The organism is Pseudofrankia asymbiotica (genome assembly GCF_001983105.1).
GTDB lineage: Bacteria > Actinomycetota > Actinomycetes > Frankiales > Frankiaceae > Pseudofrankia > Pseudofrankia asymbiotica.
Genome location: NZ_MOMC01000015.1, coordinates 38,098 through 54,177, shown reverse-complemented (window position 1 = coordinate 54,177; position 16,080 = coordinate 38,098). Strand labels below are relative to the sequence as shown.

15 protein-coding genes are annotated in these 16,080 nt (G+C 69.5%); 6 read left to right on the top strand and 9 right to left on the bottom strand.

What is annotated here, in order from left to right; genetic code table 11:
- Positions 1–147 precede the first annotated feature (147 nt).
- Positions 148–1,635, top strand: coding sequence for a serine/threonine-protein kinase (locus BL253_RS08170; protein ID WP_076815110.1), 1,488 nt, complete (start codon positions 148–150; stop codon positions 1,633–1,635).
- A gap of 124 nt (positions 1,636–1,759) precedes the next feature.
- Here the strand turns inward: BL253_RS08170 and BL253_RS08165 are convergent, their stop codons facing one another.
- Positions 1,760–3,451 (bottom strand): TolB family protein, encoded by a 1,692-nt coding sequence (locus BL253_RS08165; RefSeq protein ID WP_241834621.1) that lies wholly within the window; start codon positions 3,449–3,451, stop codon positions 1,760–1,762.
- Positions 3,452–3,488: 37 nt separating this feature from the next.
- Between BL253_RS08165 and BL253_RS43540 the strand changes: the two genes are divergently transcribed.
- The 3 genes from BL253_RS43540 to BL253_RS08155 all read left to right on the top strand — a co-directional run bounded on the left by BL253_RS43540 (position 3,489) and on the right by BL253_RS08155 (position 6,075).
- Positions 3,489–3,800, top strand: a complete 312-nt coding sequence (locus BL253_RS43540; protein WP_241834620.1) for a hypothetical protein — start codon at positions 3,489–3,491, stop codon at positions 3,798–3,800.
- A 266-nt stretch (positions 3,801–4,066) separates the two neighbouring features.
- Positions 4,067–5,335 carry a sensor histidine kinase gene (locus tag BL253_RS08160; RefSeq protein WP_076815105.1) on the top strand — a complete coding sequence of 423 codons (1,269 nt, stop codon included), beginning with the start codon at positions 4,067–4,069 and terminating at the stop codon, positions 5,333–5,335.
- Positions 5,332–6,075, top strand: a complete 744-nt coding sequence (locus BL253_RS08155) for a response regulator transcription factor (RefSeq protein ID WP_081438103.1) — start codon at positions 5,332–5,334, stop codon at positions 6,073–6,075. The genes BL253_RS08160 and BL253_RS08155 overlap by 4 nt, the downstream gene beginning before the upstream one ends.
- 198 nt (positions 6,076–6,273) lie before the next feature.
- On the opposite strand, the gene BL253_RS08150 is transcribed toward BL253_RS08155, so the two are convergent.
- On the bottom strand, positions 6,274–6,867 hold the full coding sequence (locus BL253_RS08150) for a TetR/AcrR family transcriptional regulator (RefSeq protein WP_076815103.1): 594 nt from the start codon (positions 6,865–6,867) through the stop codon (positions 6,274–6,276).
- Positions 6,868–7,001: 134 nt separating this feature from the next.
- Here BL253_RS08150 and BL253_RS08145 point away from each other — a divergent pair, with 134 nt between their 5' ends.
- Positions 7,002–7,802: an alpha/beta fold hydrolase gene (locus BL253_RS08145; protein ID WP_076815101.1), complete on the top strand. Its 801-nt coding sequence runs from the start codon at positions 7,002–7,004 to the stop codon at positions 7,800–7,802.
- A gap of 293 nt (positions 7,803–8,095) precedes the next feature.
- Here BL253_RS08145 and BL253_RS08140 read toward each other — a convergent pair whose 3' ends face one another.
- From BL253_RS08140 to BL253_RS08125, 4 genes are all read right to left on the bottom strand, one after another.
- The gene (locus BL253_RS08140) at positions 8,096–9,352 is read right to left on the bottom strand and encodes a cytochrome P450 family protein (RefSeq protein WP_096335943.1); all 1,257 of its coding nucleotides are present in this window, start codon (positions 9,350–9,352) and stop codon (positions 8,096–8,098) included.
- 269 nt (positions 9,353–9,621) lie between these two features.
- Complete coding sequence (locus BL253_RS08135; protein WP_081438101.1) at positions 9,622–11,202, bottom strand: diguanylate cyclase domain-containing protein; 1,581 nt, start codon at positions 11,200–11,202, stop codon at positions 9,622–9,624.
- A gap of 106 nt (positions 11,203–11,308) precedes the next feature.
- Positions 11,309–11,713 carry a hypothetical protein gene (locus BL253_RS08130; protein ID WP_076815099.1) on the bottom strand — a complete coding sequence of 135 codons (405 nt, stop codon included), beginning with the start codon at positions 11,711–11,713 and terminating at the stop codon, positions 11,309–11,311.
- Positions 11,714–11,822: 109 nt separating this feature from the next.
- The gene (locus BL253_RS08125) at positions 11,823–12,392 is read right to left on the bottom strand and encodes a TIGR03086 family metal-binding protein (RefSeq protein ID WP_076815096.1); all 570 of its coding nucleotides are present in this window, start codon (positions 12,390–12,392) and stop codon (positions 11,823–11,825) included.
- On the opposite strand from BL253_RS08125, the gene BL253_RS08120 reads away from it, so the two are divergent.
- Positions 12,340–13,200 carry a helix-turn-helix domain-containing protein gene (locus BL253_RS08120; protein ID WP_338013697.1) on the top strand — a complete coding sequence of 287 codons (861 nt, stop codon included), beginning with the start codon at positions 12,340–12,342 and terminating at the stop codon, positions 13,198–13,200. The two genes, BL253_RS08125 and BL253_RS08120, sit on opposite strands and share 53 nt — an antisense overlap.
- A 369-nt stretch (positions 13,201–13,569) precedes the next feature.
- Here the strand turns inward: BL253_RS08120 and BL253_RS08110 are convergent, their stop codons facing one another.
- From BL253_RS08110 to BL253_RS41790, 3 genes are all read right to left on the bottom strand, one after another.
- Positions 13,570–14,874 carry a hypothetical protein gene (locus BL253_RS08110; protein WP_131831463.1) on the bottom strand — a complete coding sequence of 435 codons (1,305 nt, stop codon included), beginning with the start codon at positions 14,872–14,874 and terminating at the stop codon, positions 13,570–13,572.
- Positions 14,875–15,047: 173 nt separating this feature from the next.
- The gene (locus BL253_RS08105) at positions 15,048–15,329 is read right to left on the bottom strand and encodes a transposase (protein WP_241834619.1); all 282 of its coding nucleotides are present in this window, start codon (positions 15,327–15,329) and stop codon (positions 15,048–15,050) included.
- 68 nt (positions 15,330–15,397) lie between these two features.
- Complete coding sequence (locus tag BL253_RS41790; RefSeq protein WP_131831462.1) at positions 15,398–15,712, bottom strand: hypothetical protein; 315 nt, start codon at positions 15,710–15,712, stop codon at positions 15,398–15,400.
- Between the last annotated feature and the right edge of the window lie 368 nt (positions 15,713–16,080).

Genomic DNA, 16,080 nt, shown 5'->3' with positions numbered 1-16,080 from the left:
GGTCCCGACGGCCTCTCGCGACGGCCGCGCGTCGCGACCCGTCGTTTGGCTGGRCAGACGACGGGTATTCGTGCCCAGATCATCCTATTTGCGCTGGTGACAGGCACGAGGGAGCGACGATCGAGTGCGCTGCGAGCGAGGTGGCTGATGTCCTCGAATGGCGGGATCCGCAAGGCGCTACGGGCGAACGATCCGACGGCCATCGGTCCCTATCGGCTGAGCGCCCGGCTCGGCAGCGGCGGCATGGGCACGGTATACCTGGGTTCGGACCCCTCGGGCAGGCAGGCCGCGGTCAAGATGCTCCGCGACGACCACGGAGGCGGCCAGGCGTTGCGGCGGCGGTTCGCCCGGGAGGTGGTCGCCGTCGCAGCGATCGACAGTCCGCGGGTAGCCAGGCTGCTTGACGCCGACCCGCTCGACGAGCAGCCGTGGCTGGCGACCGAGTACGTGCCAGGGCCGACGCTGACAGCCTCGGTCCTGGCGGACGGGTCGATGTCCGGCGACCGGCTGCGCACCCTGGCGGTCGGCGTGGCCGAGGCGTTGTGTGCGGTGCACGAGATAGGAGTGGTGCACCGGGACCTGAAGCCCAGCAACATCATGCTGGCCGACGACGGCCCGAAGATCATCGACTTCGGCATCGTGGCCGGCCTGCCGGAAACGGTGACCGCGTCCGGCATAGTGCTGGGAAGCCTCGGCTACATCGCTCCCGAACTCCTGGTCGACGGGGGCCGGCCAAGCTCCAAGGCCGACATCTTCTCCTGGGCGCTCACGTTGGTCTTCGCCTCGACCGGGCGAGCGCCCTTCGGCAACGGCCCCGTCGAGGCGCTGCTCTACCGGACCGTCAACACCATCCCGGACCTGCGCGCCATCCCCGGCGGCCTGCGTGGCCTGGCCGTCGCGGCCCTGGACAAAAACCCGCAGCGTCGCCCCACCGCGAAGGAGCTCCTGACACAGCTCCAGGGATCCCCGGCAGCCCTCGCCCCACGCGCGCGAGCCCTCGGCGCGCCTCCGGCCGACGCGCCGACGACGGACTTCATCGCCCGGTCCGCCACGGCCCTGGCCGCTCCCGCCGCTCTCGACGCCGCCATGGACGATGCTCGCGACGACCAGGCCGTCGATTCCCTCCCCACTGACGCCTTCGATCCCACGGACCTGCCCGGGACGAGGGCCAGCCGTCGGCATGCGTCCCAACATGCACCGGTAACCGCGCTACGGAAGCCGAGGCGGCGCGTCCTGCTCCCGGCCGCCGGGATGGCCGCCGCCCTCGCCGTCACGGCGTCCGCGCTGGTCGCCGCGGCGCCCGAGAACCCCTCCGGGGTATCCAACGCACAGCGGCCGACGCTGCCGGCCTCCGGGCCCCCGGCCTCAACCGAGCCCACAACGCTCGCCCCGGCGACGACCGCCCCACCCGGCGCCGCGGGAACAGGCCCGGCAGCCCAGCCGATCGCCGAACCGGCGGCACCCCGGCAGCCGCCAGCCACACTCGACTCACCATCGAGCGAGCCCAGCCCGGACGACAAGCCACGGACCTCCGCCGTCGGCGAGTCCAAAAGCACCGGCCCCACAGCCCCGAAGACGAAACCGCACCGTCCTTCACAAGCCCCTGCGCAGCGAGCCAAGCCGCCGCGCTCCTGAAGGGGGACGGGGCGGCGCCCTGGTGAGCCGAGTCCCGGTGAGCGGAGTCCCGGTGAGCGGAGTGCCAGTGAGCGGAGTGCCAGTGAGCGGAGTGCCGGTGAGCGGAGTGCCGGGCGCAGGGTCGTTATGTTCCGTTGGCGGGCTGGGTGTATGCGTGGCCGTCGATCGTGGTGGTCAAGGTCCCGGTCGCCTGGAAGATGTTGGTCAGGATGTCGATGGTCAGGTGGAATCCGTCGGGGCTGGTCTTCTTCGTGCCGTTGGTGGCCCCGGTCTGGGTGAGGTCGGAGAACCAGTCGACGGAGATCGTGGTGATGGCCGGGCGGGTCGAGGTGACGCGTTCGGTGCCGTCGAGGAAGGTCTCGCCGTCGTCGGAGAAGTGGGTGTAGGTGACCGCGACCGAGCTGACGTTGGCGCGGTCGGGCGTCTCGGTGATCTCGACCTTCGCGGAGCCCTGCTTCTTCCCGGGCAGGGTGTAGGTGCCCGCCGGGGGGTGCGGCCGGTCCGGGACGGGGCTGCCGGGTTCGTACGGCGTCCCCCACGGGACGGTGTCGGAGGCGAGTGGAGCGATGGCGGGAAGGTTCAGTGGGGTGCGGCTGGTGAGGTGGGCGATCATCAGGCGGTCGGTGCGGCCGCCGGGTTCGGTCGAGGTCTCACAGGGCAGCGGGTTGGTTCCGCCGCAGGCCGGTGGGACGGCGAGCGCCTGCCAGTACACGATGCTGGTGCCGTCGGGTGACCACCTGGGATCGGACCTGGCGTTCCAGTTCGGGTCGTTCACGCTGCCCGGGCCGCCGTCTCCGGCCGCGTTGATCCGCTGTCCCTGGTAGCTGCCGCGGTCGCCGTACCGGTCGATGAGGTAGGGCTGGAAGAACCGCCGCTGCCCGTTGTTCCGCGTCGACGAGGTGGCGCTCGTGGTGATCAGGTCGGTGATCGGAGGAATGCCGCGCATGCCGGCCAGGAACATCTGCCGGTCGGTGCCGCGAGTGTCCTCGGCGACCGTCCAGTTGTTGTCGGGCGAGATGTCGATCGGGTCGGTGTACTCGGGGTTCGAGGTGAGCCGGCGGATCTTGCCGGTGGTCAGGTCGGCGGCGAAGACGTCGATGTTCGACGACTCGGCCGGGTAGCCGATGTAGGCGACCTCCTTGCCGTCACCGCTGAAACCGCGCAGCTCGCCGACCGAGAGGGCGGCGGGGTTGTAGACCAGTTCGTCGGGGTGGTCGGGCGACACCGAGACCGGCTGTACGTCGGTCGGGTCGAACAGCCTGGAGACGTCGGTGAGGTCGTAGCGCGGTGAGAGTGGGACGCCGGTCGTGGGAGCCGGGTTGAACGCGAGCGCGCCGAAGTAGGCGTACTGGCCGTAGGTGCCGTTGGCGATGTTGACGCTGTTGAAGCCGAGATGGACGTCGTCCGGGTGGATGCGCAGTTCGCGGATGAGGCCGCCCTTGCCGGACCCGTCCGCTGTGTTGTTGAAACGGATCGGGTAGATGTGGGTCTGGTCCGGTGTGCACCCCGTGTCGGTGAGGAGATGCGACCCGCAGTCGATGATGTTGGTTCCGGCCAGCACGCGCTTGCCGTCACCGAAGGGCTGCGGATAGTCGAGCTGAGGATTGCGGCTGGCCGCGTTCGCCGCCGGGAGGCCACAGGTGATGCATTTCCATGGATCGCCGCCGGGGAACGTCTTGCCGTCCGTCTTGACCATGATGAGTTGGCTGCCGGTGTAGATGCTCGCCGGGTCCGGAGCGGCCGGGGCGCCGGCAAAGCTGATCAACGCGACGACGGTGTGACCGTCCGGGAGGAAGCCGCCTGCCTGCAGACCCACGTTCTGGCCGGTGCATCCGGTGCCGCGCGGGTTGAGCGTGACGGTGCACGATCCCGGTGCGTCGCTCGGGGTGACCGGAGGGAGCGGGAGCTCGCTCACCGAGATCGGCTCCGGTTTCGGCGGCGCCGGCGTCCCTGACGTCGTCCCGGCCGTCGGCGTCCCAGCCGCGGTATCGGTGGTGGACCCGGAGTCCGAGCACGCTGTCACGGTGGCCAAAATCATCACGGCCAGCCCCGTTGATAAGCGCCTCACCTGTCCAAATCTGGTTCGAGGTTCTACCTGTCGAGACCCGGCGGCCGGTTTCCGCATGGAAAATCCTTTCCATCGCCGCGCGGCGATGATCGTGTGACTGGAGGAGGAGTTGTTTCTGCCGCGACCCGGTCGAGTCGCCGCGGCCTCCGCGGAGAATTACGCGGCGGATGGACCCGATGTATCTCGGGATTCTCGGCTGTTGTCGTCCTGAGAACCCTGGCGATCCGGTGACTCCGCGTCAATCGTTCCGGTGCGGTAGGTCGGACTACTGCATTCGCAGTAGTCCGCTGACAGCGGCACGGTTGGGGTGGCCTCTTGGCCCGCCTTACAGCATGGTTGCAACTGTCGGCAGAAGGGGGCCAGATGTTCGCCACAGGGCAGCGATACCTGCGCGCCCGCCCCACCGCCGCGACCGTCGCGGCGGCGTCGCTGTGCGCGGTCGCCGCCGTGCCCGGGGGGATGCTGCAGGGCACACCTGGTCACCGGCATCCCCTGTGGTGGCCCGCCACGCTGGTGACGTGCGTCGCCGCTGTCGCGATGGTCATGTCCCGAAACCGCCCCCGCATCACCGTCGTGTTCACCGCCGGGTGCGCGTCAGCCGTCGCCGTAGCCGGCTACCTGCTCACTCCCCTGCTGTCAGGGCCGCTGATGGCCTCGCTCTACCGGCTGTCCATCCAGACGCGGTCGAAGACCGCGTGGGTCTTCGGTGGCGTGACTGCCGCGGTCTTGGCGAGCGTGTCGATTCCCGCCGGGCCGCATGTGTACCCACCAGAGCTCGAAGCGCTCAGCTGCGTCGTCTGGGCCTTGGTCCCGGTGGCGCTCGGTCGCTGGTTCGCGCTGCGGCTCGCCTACCTGGACGTGGAGCGGGCCCGTGCCGAGCACGCCGAGCGCACCCGGGAGCAGCTCGCTCGCCACCGCGTCACCGAGGAACGGACCCGGATCGCCCGCGAGCTGCACGACGTCGTCGCGCACCACCTCGCGCTGGCCAACGCCCAGGCCGGCACGGCCGCGCACCTGATGGGAACCCATCCTGACCGGGCGCAGGAAATCCTCGCCGAACTCACCCGCACCACCTCGTCGGCGCTACGGGACCTCAAGGCGACGGTCGGACTGCTACGGGAGCCGGACGAGCCGGACGCCCCGCTCGAACCCGCACCCGGGCTCGAGCGGCTGCCGGAGCTGACCGCGTCATTCGCGGCCGCCGGCCTCGTGGTCACCATCATCACCGACGGCACCCGGCGACACCTGTCGCCGACCATCGATCTCACGGCTTTCCGGATCGTGCAGGAAGCGCTCACCAACGTGGCCAAACACGCCGCCGTGCCCTCGGCTCGGGTGCGGCTGGCCTACGCCGCGGACCGCCTGGCCATCCGCGTCACCGACAGGGGAAGCAGGCAGCACAGAGAAGGGCCACATCAGCCGGATCGGCGAAAGGGGTCCCCCTTGCCCGAACCTGTCGCAGAGCCCGCCAAGAAGGCCGTAGACACCGGCTTCGGTCTCGTCGGCCTGCACGAACGCGCGCTGTCGGTCGGCGGCCACCTGCTCGCGGGCCGCCGTCCCGACGGGGGCTTCGAGGTCGCGGCGGAGCTGCCGTTGCACCCGGCGGCCGGCACGGGGCACCCGGACCGATGACCATCCGAGTCCTGCTCGCCGACGACCAGGCCCTGCTGCGGGCGACCTTCCACCTGCTCATCGACTCCTGCGACGACATGGAGGTCGTCGCCGAGGCCGCCGACGGGGCCGAGGCGGTGGAGCTCACCCGCCTCCACCATCCCGACGTCGTCGTCATGGACATCCGGATGCCCGGCACGGACGGCCTGGCCGCCACCGCCACGATCTGCGGCGACCCGCTGCTGGCCCCGACCCGCGTGCTGATCCTCACCACGTTCGAGATCGACGAATACGTCGCCCGGGCGTTGCGGGCCGGCGCCAGCGGCTTCCTCGGCAAGGACATCGGCGCCGCCGACCTGCTCACCGGCATCCGAACCGTGGCCTCGGGCGAGGCACTGCTCTCCCCGCTGGCGACCCGAGCACTCGTCGCGCGCTTCCTCGCGACACCCGAGCCCGGTAGCCAGCTCGCGTCGCCCGAACGCCTCACCACCCTCACCGCCCGCGAACGCGAGGTGACGACTCTGGTCGCGCAGGGCCGGGCCAACGACGAGATCGCCCGGCTCCTGCTCATCAGCCCGCTGACAGCCCGCACCCACATCCACCACGCCATGGCCAAACTGGGCGCCCGCGACCGCGCCCAACTCGTCGTCATCGCCTACCAGAGCGGCCTGGCAACGGTGGCGCCCACGTCGCCAGCTCCCGCTGAGGGCCTGTTGCGTTGTGTGGAGCCGGAGCATGCACAGCCGCCGCCGACCTGGTGATCGGACCGCCGCGGCGAGGTCGGTGAACGCGGTCGACGGCCGCGGCCGTGGGTCGGCGTCGGTGGCCAGCTCGTAGCGGACGCGGCGGACGTTCTGAACCAAGGTCGCGACGACGACCGCGCGCGCTTCCATAAAATTCAGCGCTTCGGCGGAGCCTGTGGCCAGCGGGAGATCGCGGGCCGGGCACCTGGCTGATCACTAGGGTTGATCTGTTCCGACGATATGAGCCAACGCGCGCAGGCCAGCAACGATGTCGGCGCCGGCGGGGGCCTGGTCGGGGTCGGTGAGCCATTGCGTCATCAGGCCGGAGAGCAGGGCCATCTGGACGGCGCCCAGCGTGCGCGCCACGCTGTCGCCAACCGCGTCCTCCTCGACTCCACCGAGAACGGCCGCCAGGCCCCGCCGCCCCTGGGCCTGGCCCCCGGCGAGGTAGCGGCGCAGCTCCTCGGAGTGCTCGGCCTGGGTCAGCGCCTCGATCGAGGCAAGCCATAGGGCGCGGTGCGTGGAGAAGGACTCGATGATCCGGTCCCACATCGCCTCGTAGCGCTCCGCGGGTGTGGCTCCCTCCGTGCCGAAGCCAGCCAGGGTGCGGCCGACGCGGGTACCCCATTCGTCGATGGCGTCGATGAGCGCAGCGTTGAGCAGCGCCTCGCGGGAGCCGAAGTGGTAGCCGATGGCGGCCATGCTGACGCCACCCGAGGCGGCGGCGATGTCACGGACAGTGGTGCGCGCCCAGCCCTTCTCCTCCAGACAGAGGCGGGCTCCGRCCAGCAGATCTTCGCGGTTCCCCATGATCGAAGGCTACTCAAGGATCATGCGCCCATACAAGGCAAGCGACTTAGTCTTACGCACTAGACGATCGTCTCGCGCATATGCCCAATTTTTCGCTACGCTCCTTCCATCGCCACCGACAAGGGAGATCGACCATGAACGCCACCGCCGCGGACACCGCCGCGACCCGCGCCGGACTCGCCATCGACGGCCGCCGGCTGTCCTACCTCGACGTCGGCGGGACCGGCCGCCCGATCGTGGCGCTGCACGGACACCTGTCCGAGGGCGCATCCTTCGCCCACCTCGCCCAGGCGCTGGGCCCCGCCTGGCGGTTGATAGCCCCGGACCAGCGCGGCCACGGGGAGTCCGACCGCGCCGCCGACTACTCGCGGGAGGGCTACCTCGCCGACATCGAGGCCCTCCTGGACTACCTGGGGCTGGACCGCGTCGTGCTGCTCGGCCACTCCCTCGGCGCCATCAACGCCTACCAGTTCGCCGCCCGCCACCCCGAGCGCGTCACCGCGCTGGTCAACGTCGAGGGCGCCGCGTCCCTCGGCCTGGAGGGGCCCAACCCCTTCGCCTTCCTGCTCAACCAGCCCTACCAGGCACCCACCCGTGAGGCACTGCTCGCGGGCCTGGGCCCGGCCGCGCCCTACTTCGCCGACCGGCTACGGCAGAACGCGGACGGCACCTGGCGGCTGCCTTTCCACCCCCAGGACATGTACGACTCCGAAGACCTCGTCCACGGCGACCACTGGGCGGACTGGACGGCCACCGACTGCCCGGCACTGCTGATCCACGGCACCCGGGGCATCATCCCGGCCGAGCAGATCCGAGCGATGGTCGAGCGCCGCCCAGGCACCGCGCCGTTCGAGCTGGAGGCCGATCACCTCATCCCGACCAGCGCCCCCGACGCGTTCGCCGCCGCGGTCAAGGCATTCCTCGCCACGATCTAGGCAGCCCGGCTCCCCTCGTCGTCTCCTCGGCCYCCCCCCGAGGAGACGACGTCCATCGAAAGCGCGCGGGACCAGACGAACCGGAGTCGACCCGAGCACCATCAGGCGCCGGGGCCCAAAAAATGAGCCAACCCACCGGCGGCCCGACCTCCATCTCCCATGAAGCACCGCTCCAGAAGAGTGGTCATCCGAGGTTTTGGCTCCCGGGATGCCGGGCGGTCGTCGGCTCAGGCTGCGATGTCTTCTCAGGGCTCGGCGGCGGTGTCTGATCGCCGGGCGGTGGGAGCGGACGGTCAGTGTCCCGCCGGTGTGAACACGACCGGGAGGTCCGTGAGGCTGCGCAGCCACAGGGACGGGCGCCAGACGAGCCGCTCGATCGGCGTCGCGAGCTCGACGTCGGGTAGCCGGTCTAGCAGCACCTGCACGGCGGTCTCCGCGATCGCCTCGCCGACCTCCTGGCCCGCCAGCGGACACCGATGCTCACCACAGCCATACGCCATATGCGCCTGGTTACCATGAACGCTCTCGACACCCAGACGGATCGCCGGGTCGGTGTTCGCCGCCGCGATACTCAACAGCAACAGATCCCCAGCCCCGAGAAGATACCGCCCCAGCACCCGCGGCCCGACGGTCCACCGACCCGTGAGCGTCGCCCCCGGCGGGTCCTCCCACAGCACCTCGGCCATCGCGTCCCCGACACTGCGACGCCCACCAAGAATCGTCGTCGCGAACCGGGAATCACCCAGCACCAGACGCAACGTGTTGCCGATCCACGCCGACGTCGCCTGATGCACGATCGCGAAGATCGTCTGCAGCTCCTCCAACAGCTCAGCGTCACCCAGCCCGACCGGATGCGCGACCAGCCGCGACAACACATCGAACCGCTGACGCTCACGCCTCGCCGTGACCTGCGCCTGCAACCCAGCCCGCAGCCGCGCGTTCGCCGCCACCGCGTCCTGGCCGCCGTTGACCATGATGGCGAGGTCAGCCACGATCGCCGCGCTGTCCCCCGCCGGAACACCCAACAGGGYCGTCGCCACCCGCAGCGGAAGCAGCTCCGCGAACTGGGCGATCAGATCGGCCCGGCCATGGGCGGCGAAACCATCGACCAGCTCGTCGGCGACCCGCTCACACGCCCCCCGCAGCTCGAACGGATCCACCGCACCCAGCCCGTCGRCCAGCACCCCCGCACGGCGGTCGTRCTCATACCCGGTCAGGAACCACGCGGTGTCACGTGCCGTGATCATCGGGATCAGCGGCCAGTCCCCCGGGATCAGATCCCAACTGTTCCAGGCACCCGAGTCCCGGGTGTAGTGCGCCGGATTCTCAAGGACCTGGCCGAACTCCCGATAGTCGAGCACAAGCCAGACCGGAACATCACCCTCCACCAGCACCGGCGCCACCGGACCATGCACAGCCCGCAACCGCGCATAGACCGCGGCCGGATCACGATGAAACTCCTCCCCGTACAACCGGAACACGCCCCCGGCATGGACCGGGTACCGAGCCGCCCACTCCGAGYCGACCGTCCCACCCGACACGTCGATCATGCTCAAACCCGGCTCCTCACCCCGTCCGCCGCGAACAGACCTACCGTGCTACCAGCAAACCAACGGGCCACCACTCCCCTCACCAGGCACACACAGACAGGCAGGGACGCGGCCATAAGCGCCCAAATAGTGTCGATGGCGGGCCAGTTCAGCGGCAGGTCCGTGACCAATCGGACTCGACGCGTCAGGTCCTGCTCCGCTCGAGGATGACCCGAGGCGGGCGGGCACAAATAGGTGCGCGTCTCAACGGACCCGACATCGTCGGTGCATCAGATCAGCATTGCGTCGTCAAAGATCGTGTAGCGGGCCCCGCCGCCGCGCTTCGCGACGTACATGGCGCTGTCCGCCTCATGCAGCAGCTGGTCCGCGACGCCGGGATCCTCGCCCGACACGGCAACGYCCACGCTCGCGGTCACGGCGATCGTCCGCCCACCTACGACTCTGGTGAGATCGACCGCGGTGACCACCGAGTCGGCGAGCRACCGGACAGAGGCGGCCGCGACAACCCTGGGCCGCAGAATCGCGAACTCGTCCCCGGCGACGCGGGCCACCGTGTCACCGGAACACGCGATCCCCCTGAGCCTCGCTCCCACCTCGCGAAGTACGTCATCGCCAGCCTGATGACCGAGTGCGTCGTTGATCGACTTGAAACCGTCCAGATCGACGAATATCAGGGCCGTCCGGTCCCGACGCCGGCCCGCGTCCATCAGGGCCCGACGAAGCCGCTCCACCAGCACCGTCCGGTTCGGCAGGCCAGTGAGCTCGTCGTGTCGAGCCCGATAGCGTGCCTCGGCCGCGGCGGCCCGCAGTGCGTCGTCCGCGGCCGCCCTGGCCACGCCCGCCGAGATGTGGCTGGCCACCAGCTCGACGAAGTCACGGTAATCACGGTCGGGAACGCAACAGCCGCCGACGCCGGCTACCAGGAGTCCGACCGGCTGGCTTTCCGAGTCACAGGCCAGTGGCACGATGACCGCGGAACCCGGCGGCGACGTCGACGTGTCGAGCCTGATCGGAAATGGCTCCGGTAGGTGTTCGATGACCTCCGTCAGACCGGAGGACAGCGCGACCGCGAGGTGGCGAGGCGTCCGGGGATCGAGCACGCCCAGGAGGTCGAGGGCCTTCTTCTCATCGGTCAGACCCCACGCTGCCATCGGGTGGAGTGGCGAACGCACCGCGGCATCGCGGAGAAGTATGATCCCGAAGGGAATATCGCTACGGAAGTGCTCGAGCGAGGCGGCCGCGGCGCGGCAGACCGCCCGTCGGCCCCGCTTGTTCGAAACAGAGAAGCCGATCTCGCGGAGGCAGGCAAGACGCCTCGTCGCGAGAATCTTCGACGTCGTTTCCAGGAACGTTCCGAGGACCCCGGCCACGGCACCACCGGCCGAGGCCTCGCGTATCGGGCTGTAGGAGATGGTCACATAGCATTCCTCCGGGTATCCATGGCGATCGACGAGCAAGGGCCAGTTTTCAGACCATGTCGCGCCCTCACCGGACATCACGCGATCAAATATTGACCGAAATGTCTCCCACATCTCAGGCCAAGCCTCGGCGAACGGAAGACCAAGGATGCGCGGATGTTTGCGTCCCAGCAGGGGCACCACAGCGTCGTTATACAGGTAGATGTACTCCCGGCCCCACTGGATCACCATGGGGAACCGCGACCCGAGACAGATACCGACGGTTGTCCACAGGCTGGGACTCCACTCACGGACCGGGCCAAKCGGGGTGCGACCCCAGTCCTTCGCCGCCATGAGCGGCCCCATCACGCCGTCCACGGCGAAGAGTCCGTCGACGAACGTCCCGCTCGCCTCGACGCTCCCTCCCTCGCCGCCGGGCAGGCAGGAGTCCACAGCGGCGATCCGACGCCGCCGCCCCCAGCCGTCTAGGCTCCGAGATCCCACCGCCCTCGTCCGCTCTGGATCGCCGCGGCCGACCCACACCTTGTGGAAACTGGCGTTACCGTCGGTCAGAGACGGTCATTCCCACCACCAAAAGCACAGAACCATGTCCGTCGGTACGTACATCGTCAGGGAACGCGACATTCGCCTCGGATGTCCGGTGGACTGGGCACGATCGATCGGTTTCCGGGCTGCCAGCCTCGACGGCGACTCCGATCATGACGCCTGCGAACGTTCGGCTGGCGCCCTCACCACCGTCGCGGCTGGCGCTGTCGCACCGGCCGATGTCCTGGTCCATCTCGCTGGTCGAGGCATGATCGAGTGATGTCTCGCTGCCATCCTCCTCCGCCTGCCCATGAACTCGCCCATCGCGGGACTCTTCGGACGTCCACGCCGGGCCGGCCGCGGTCTCGTTGTCGGCCATCGCGTCGATGTCGGTCTGGGAGGCGCAATGCATGATCATGCACTGTGTGGCCTGTCTCTTTACTCGGTGACTGTCGGCCGGGGCGTCAAAGCCACCGCACCACGCTTCGACAGTCGCGCCAGATGTGACCGACATCATCGGTCGGAGACTACGCCCAGGCGGGATCACGGCCGGTCAGGCCGAGGATGCGGTCCAAGATGGGTGCGCCGGCCGGCACCGCGACCTCCGGTCCGTACAGGCCCATCTCCCGCCCCTGCTCCACGCCGGCGAACACCGTGTCATGCAGATACGCCAGCAGGTCGGCGGGCAGTTCCAGCCGCTGCCCGGTCGCGACCGCCAGGTCCCAGCCGTGCACGGCCAGCTCGCCGACGATCATGTCGCCCATGACGGGCGCGGGCAGCATGTGCGGCGTGCCCATGCTCGTCTCGCCCTCCCAGGCGCTCGGCGGCGCCCACGACGACGTGATGTCGTCCAGCAGGGCGAGCAGGCGGCCGCGCCAGTCACCGGCCGCCAGGTCCACATCGGACTCGGCGGCCGCCGGCTGCGGAACGGACTCCTTGCGGCCGGCGCCGGCGAGCGACGGGCCCCAGAACAGGAGGTGGTTGACCAGTGCCCGCACGTCGTACTCCGTGCACGGAGTCTTGTTGGCGAGCTGGTCGTCGGTGATGGTGCGGGCGATTGCGGCCATGGCCTCGGCCGCGTTGGACAGGTTTGACATGACGGCGACGCTAGGCGGCATGGGCCGGAGGGGTATTGAACAAAGGCGACATACACTCTGCCGCGTGGGGCGGGACGTTCGTGAGCTGCGGAGCGCATGGACCAGGTATCAGCGCCACGCGTTCCACAGCCCGTCGCCGGCGGTCGCGCCATGGGTGGAGCATTACTGGGAAGCTCGCTGGGACTACACCGAGCCCTACCAGCAGAAGATCGTGCCGTACCCGAGGGTGCACCTGTCGTTCGGTGGCGGCCGCGCGGACGTCAACGGCGTGTGCAGCGGCTACCGGATCAAGATCCTCGATGGCCGCGATCACGTCTTCGGCGTCGCGTTCCGGTCGGGCTGCTTCCGCCCGTTCCTCGGCGCCTCTGTCTCGACGATCACCGACCGCGTCGTCCCGGCGACCGAGGTGTTCGGCCCGGACCTGCCCACGACGCTCGACGTGCCGACCGTGAATGYGTTCCTGCTGAAACACCTGCCGGACGACGACCCCCGGGCGCGCCAGGCGGTGGCCGCGGTCGAGCTGATCGCCGAGGACAAGGCCGTGACCAGGGTCGAACGCCTCGCCGACGAGCTCGGGCTGAGCACGCGGGGGCTGCAACGGCTGTTCGCGGAGTACGTCGGCATCGGGCCCAAGTGGGTGATCCGCCGCTACCGCCTGCACGAGGTGACCGCACGCATGGCCGCCGGCGGGGCGATCGACTGGGCCGCGCTGGCGGCGGACCTCGGCTACGCCGACCAGGGCCACTTCATCCGCGACTTCAAGAGCATGTTCGGCGAGCCACCGACCTGGTACGCGCAGCGGTACTAGTCCGCCTCCCCGGATTTGAGTGGGTCGCGTCCCGGCGCGGCTGCGGCGGCAAGGTGGCCGAGATCGCTGTCCTTCGTCATCAGCTGGCGATGCTGCGCCGTCAGATCGCCCGGCCGTGATAGAGCCCGTCCGATCGGATGCTGCTGGCCGCCCTGGCTGGGCTGCTGCCGCGTCCGCGCTGGTCGGCGTTCCTCGTCAACACGGCTCGACCCCACCGCGGCCTCGACCTCGACGTCCCCGACCCGCCGGCCCCGACCCGCCGGCCCCGACCCGCCGGCCCCGACCGGCGATACGAGCGGACCGATCAGACGCATAGACCGCCTCGGCGGGCAGGCCACGATCCGGCCGCCGGCGGTACGGGAGGACGCTTCAGGCCCGATGCCACCAGGCGTGCGCGAAGGCGTCAGGGAGGTTGGCCCGGTATTCGAACACCATCGCGGGCTGGCCGTTGACCGTCGAGGCCGCCGGGGCGTGGCCGCCCATGGGTTTCTCGCCGAGGATGTGATCGCGGGCGTCGCCCCAGGCCTGGGCAGACGGCACGCCCCCGGAGCCCCAGTCGCCGGCCCAGGCAGGCACCGCGCGCCCGCCGATCGCCGCGTCGGCCGCCGGGCGCGCGGCCGGCCGCATCGCGGCGAGGATCCGCGCCGGCGCCGTCTTGGGCAGGACCTCCCACATGGTCTTGGCCGCCAGGAGGTTCAGCGCCCCGGGGTGCTTGGTCCAGACCTGGGCCAGCCTCAGGACCGCGGACATCACGAGCGCGTAGCCGACCTTCTCGCGCTCGTCCAGCGTGCCCAGGCCGGGGTCACCGGTGAACCTCTCCACGTACCACGGCAGGGTCAGGTACTGGTGGACCCGGAACTGGGCGCGGTCGGCCGCCGTAACCCCGGTGCCGATCTCCACCGCGGGGATGYCGACCGTGGCATGCTTCGACGTGCCCTGGACGGACCCGCCGCCGTCGATCCGGTGCACGACCTGTCCTGGGTTGAAGATAGTGATCTGATAGGCGCCGACCTCCTGGGTCACCAACGCGCGCCCCACCGACTGCTCGACCGTCGAGATCACGGCCCGCAGGGCACGCACGCGCCTGTCCCAGCCGTCGTCGTCGGCCCGTTCGGTCGGCGTCGTCCGGAGCTCGATCGTGAAGACGCCCGGGCTCACCTGGAGGTCCTTTGTGATCTGGACGAGCACCTCCTGGGCGCCGAGCCGGGTCACGGTCCCGAACAGGTTCCAGTCGCTCGCCGCCATGCTGACGAACGCCGGCAGCTCCTCCTCCGTGCCAAGCGACACGCCGGTGAACGCGGTGCGATAGTCACGCCGCGCGAAGTCCTGCTCCGCAACCGCAGAGCGGGCCATCACGTTCTGATAGATGTCGCCAAACATCGCCGAAGCCTTTGTCTTCAACTCGGTGATCATGGCAAGCGTCTCCGCGTTCGCCTGCGCCGCCTGTGCCGCCTGTGCCATCTCCTCGAGTTCCTTCAGGTTGGCGAGAAGATTGGCAATCTCTTTCTTCTGGGTCGGGGTCGCATAGTCGTCGAAGCTGAACGGCACTCGCTGCGCCGCCGTGAGTTCGGCCATCGCCCGCCTCCTCCACCTGGTGCGCCATTGGATCATCGTGGCGCACGCCAGTGACAATGCGCCGAGATGGCGGGTAAGGGCGCCCGCCGCCCAGCGCATAATGCCCGCCCACCCGGTGGCTCCGGAGCCGAACGAAGAAAATCGGGATATCCACCCGCGACTTCGGTATGTCACTACCGCCGCATGCCGCTCGACGCCCGTGGGAGTGCCCGATATCCGGTCGCGTGCCAAAACTCCGTTTCGGGCACGCGACCAGCGGTTTTGCTGTCGGATCAGGCGGCACGACGGTACTCGTTGATCACACTGCCGAGGGCCTTGCGGTGGTGGATCGGACCGTCGAGGGGTGCCACGGTGGCCGGGCCGTGGTTCGGTGGGCGCTGCTCTCGGCCCTGGTGGGGCCGGTGGTGGTTGAAGTGGCGGATGTACTCGTCGAGCACAGCCGCGGTGTGGCGTTCGCCGTGGAGGAGGATCTTGTCGGTGCACTCCTGGCAGACCGTGCGGATGAACCGTTCGGCGTAGCAGTTCGCTCGCGGGGCCCGCGGCGGGGTCCGCACTACCTGGATGCCTTCGGAGACGACGACGTCGTCGAACGCTTGCGTGTATCTCGTGGCTCGGTCGCGGATCAGAAACCGGAACGCGCCGATCCGGCTGTCGGATCCATGAGCAGCTGGCGCGCCTGCTGGGTCACCCAGACACCGGTCGGATGTGCGGTCACGCCGAGGATGTGGACGCGGCGCGTCTGGATCTTGATAACGATCGCGAATCGGTAGGCCTGTGTTTTCGCACTCAATGTGGGCGTCGCCCTTGACGAAACGCCGTGGTCATCCTGGAATGAGGCGTCGTCGCGCCCGCTTTGTGTACGGCCGGGAACCGCGGCCTGGTTGTGGGCCGGTCCCGGCGGCGGCGGGTGGCGGGCTGCCGGCTCGACGGCGGCCATGCCAGGCGCGATCGACGCGGCGGATCCGGTGCCGGATCGGCGTCCCGGTGGGACATGGCCGCACGACACAGTCGACTGTCGGCTGCCGGCGTCGTGGCACCCCTCACATCGGTACTCACGCAGGTGGTGGCGACCGGCTACTAATTGCGYGAGGAACGGCCTATTCCCCCCTTCGCCGTCATGTCTTTCACATGCGGAAACTACTTCCGGGGCCGAACTTTCTTACTAAAGTACGGTTATACCGCGCTACACCTTCATGGGGTGCGGGTCGCTGTGGGGCCGTCGGCCAGGCCGTGTCCACGCGCACACGGATGAGATCATCATGATCGATGCCGTGCTCCACGCGACGGTGTGCGCTGTGCGGGGTC

Excerpts from the sequence above, each read along its gene's own strand:
- BL253_RS08160 (WP_076815105.1), top strand. The coding sequence starts at position 4,067 with ATGTTCGCCACAGGGCAGCGATACCTGCGCGCCCGCCCCACCGCCGCG.
- BL253_RS08170 (WP_076815110.1), top strand. The coding sequence starts at position 148 with ATGTCCTCGAATGGCGGGATCCGCAAGGCGCTACGGGCGAACGATCCG.
- BL253_RS08130 (WP_076815099.1), bottom strand. The coding sequence starts at position 11,713 with ATGATCATGCATTGCGCCTCCCAGACCGACATCGACGCGATGGCCGAC.
- BL253_RS08155 (WP_081438103.1), top strand. The coding sequence starts at position 5,332 with ATGACCATCCGAGTCCTGCTCGCCGACGACCAGGCCCTGCTGCGGGCG.
- BL253_RS08125 (WP_076815096.1), bottom strand. The coding sequence starts at position 12,392 with ATGTCAAACCTGTCCAACGCGGCCGAGGCCATGGCCGCAATCGCCCGC.
- BL253_RS08145 (WP_076815101.1), top strand. The coding sequence starts at position 7,002 with ATGAACGCCACCGCCGCGGACACCGCCGCGACCCGCGCCGGACTCGCC.
- BL253_RS41790 (WP_131831462.1), bottom strand. The coding sequence starts at position 15,712 with ATGGCCGCCGTCGAGCCGGCAGCCCGCCACCCGCCGCCGCCGGGACCG.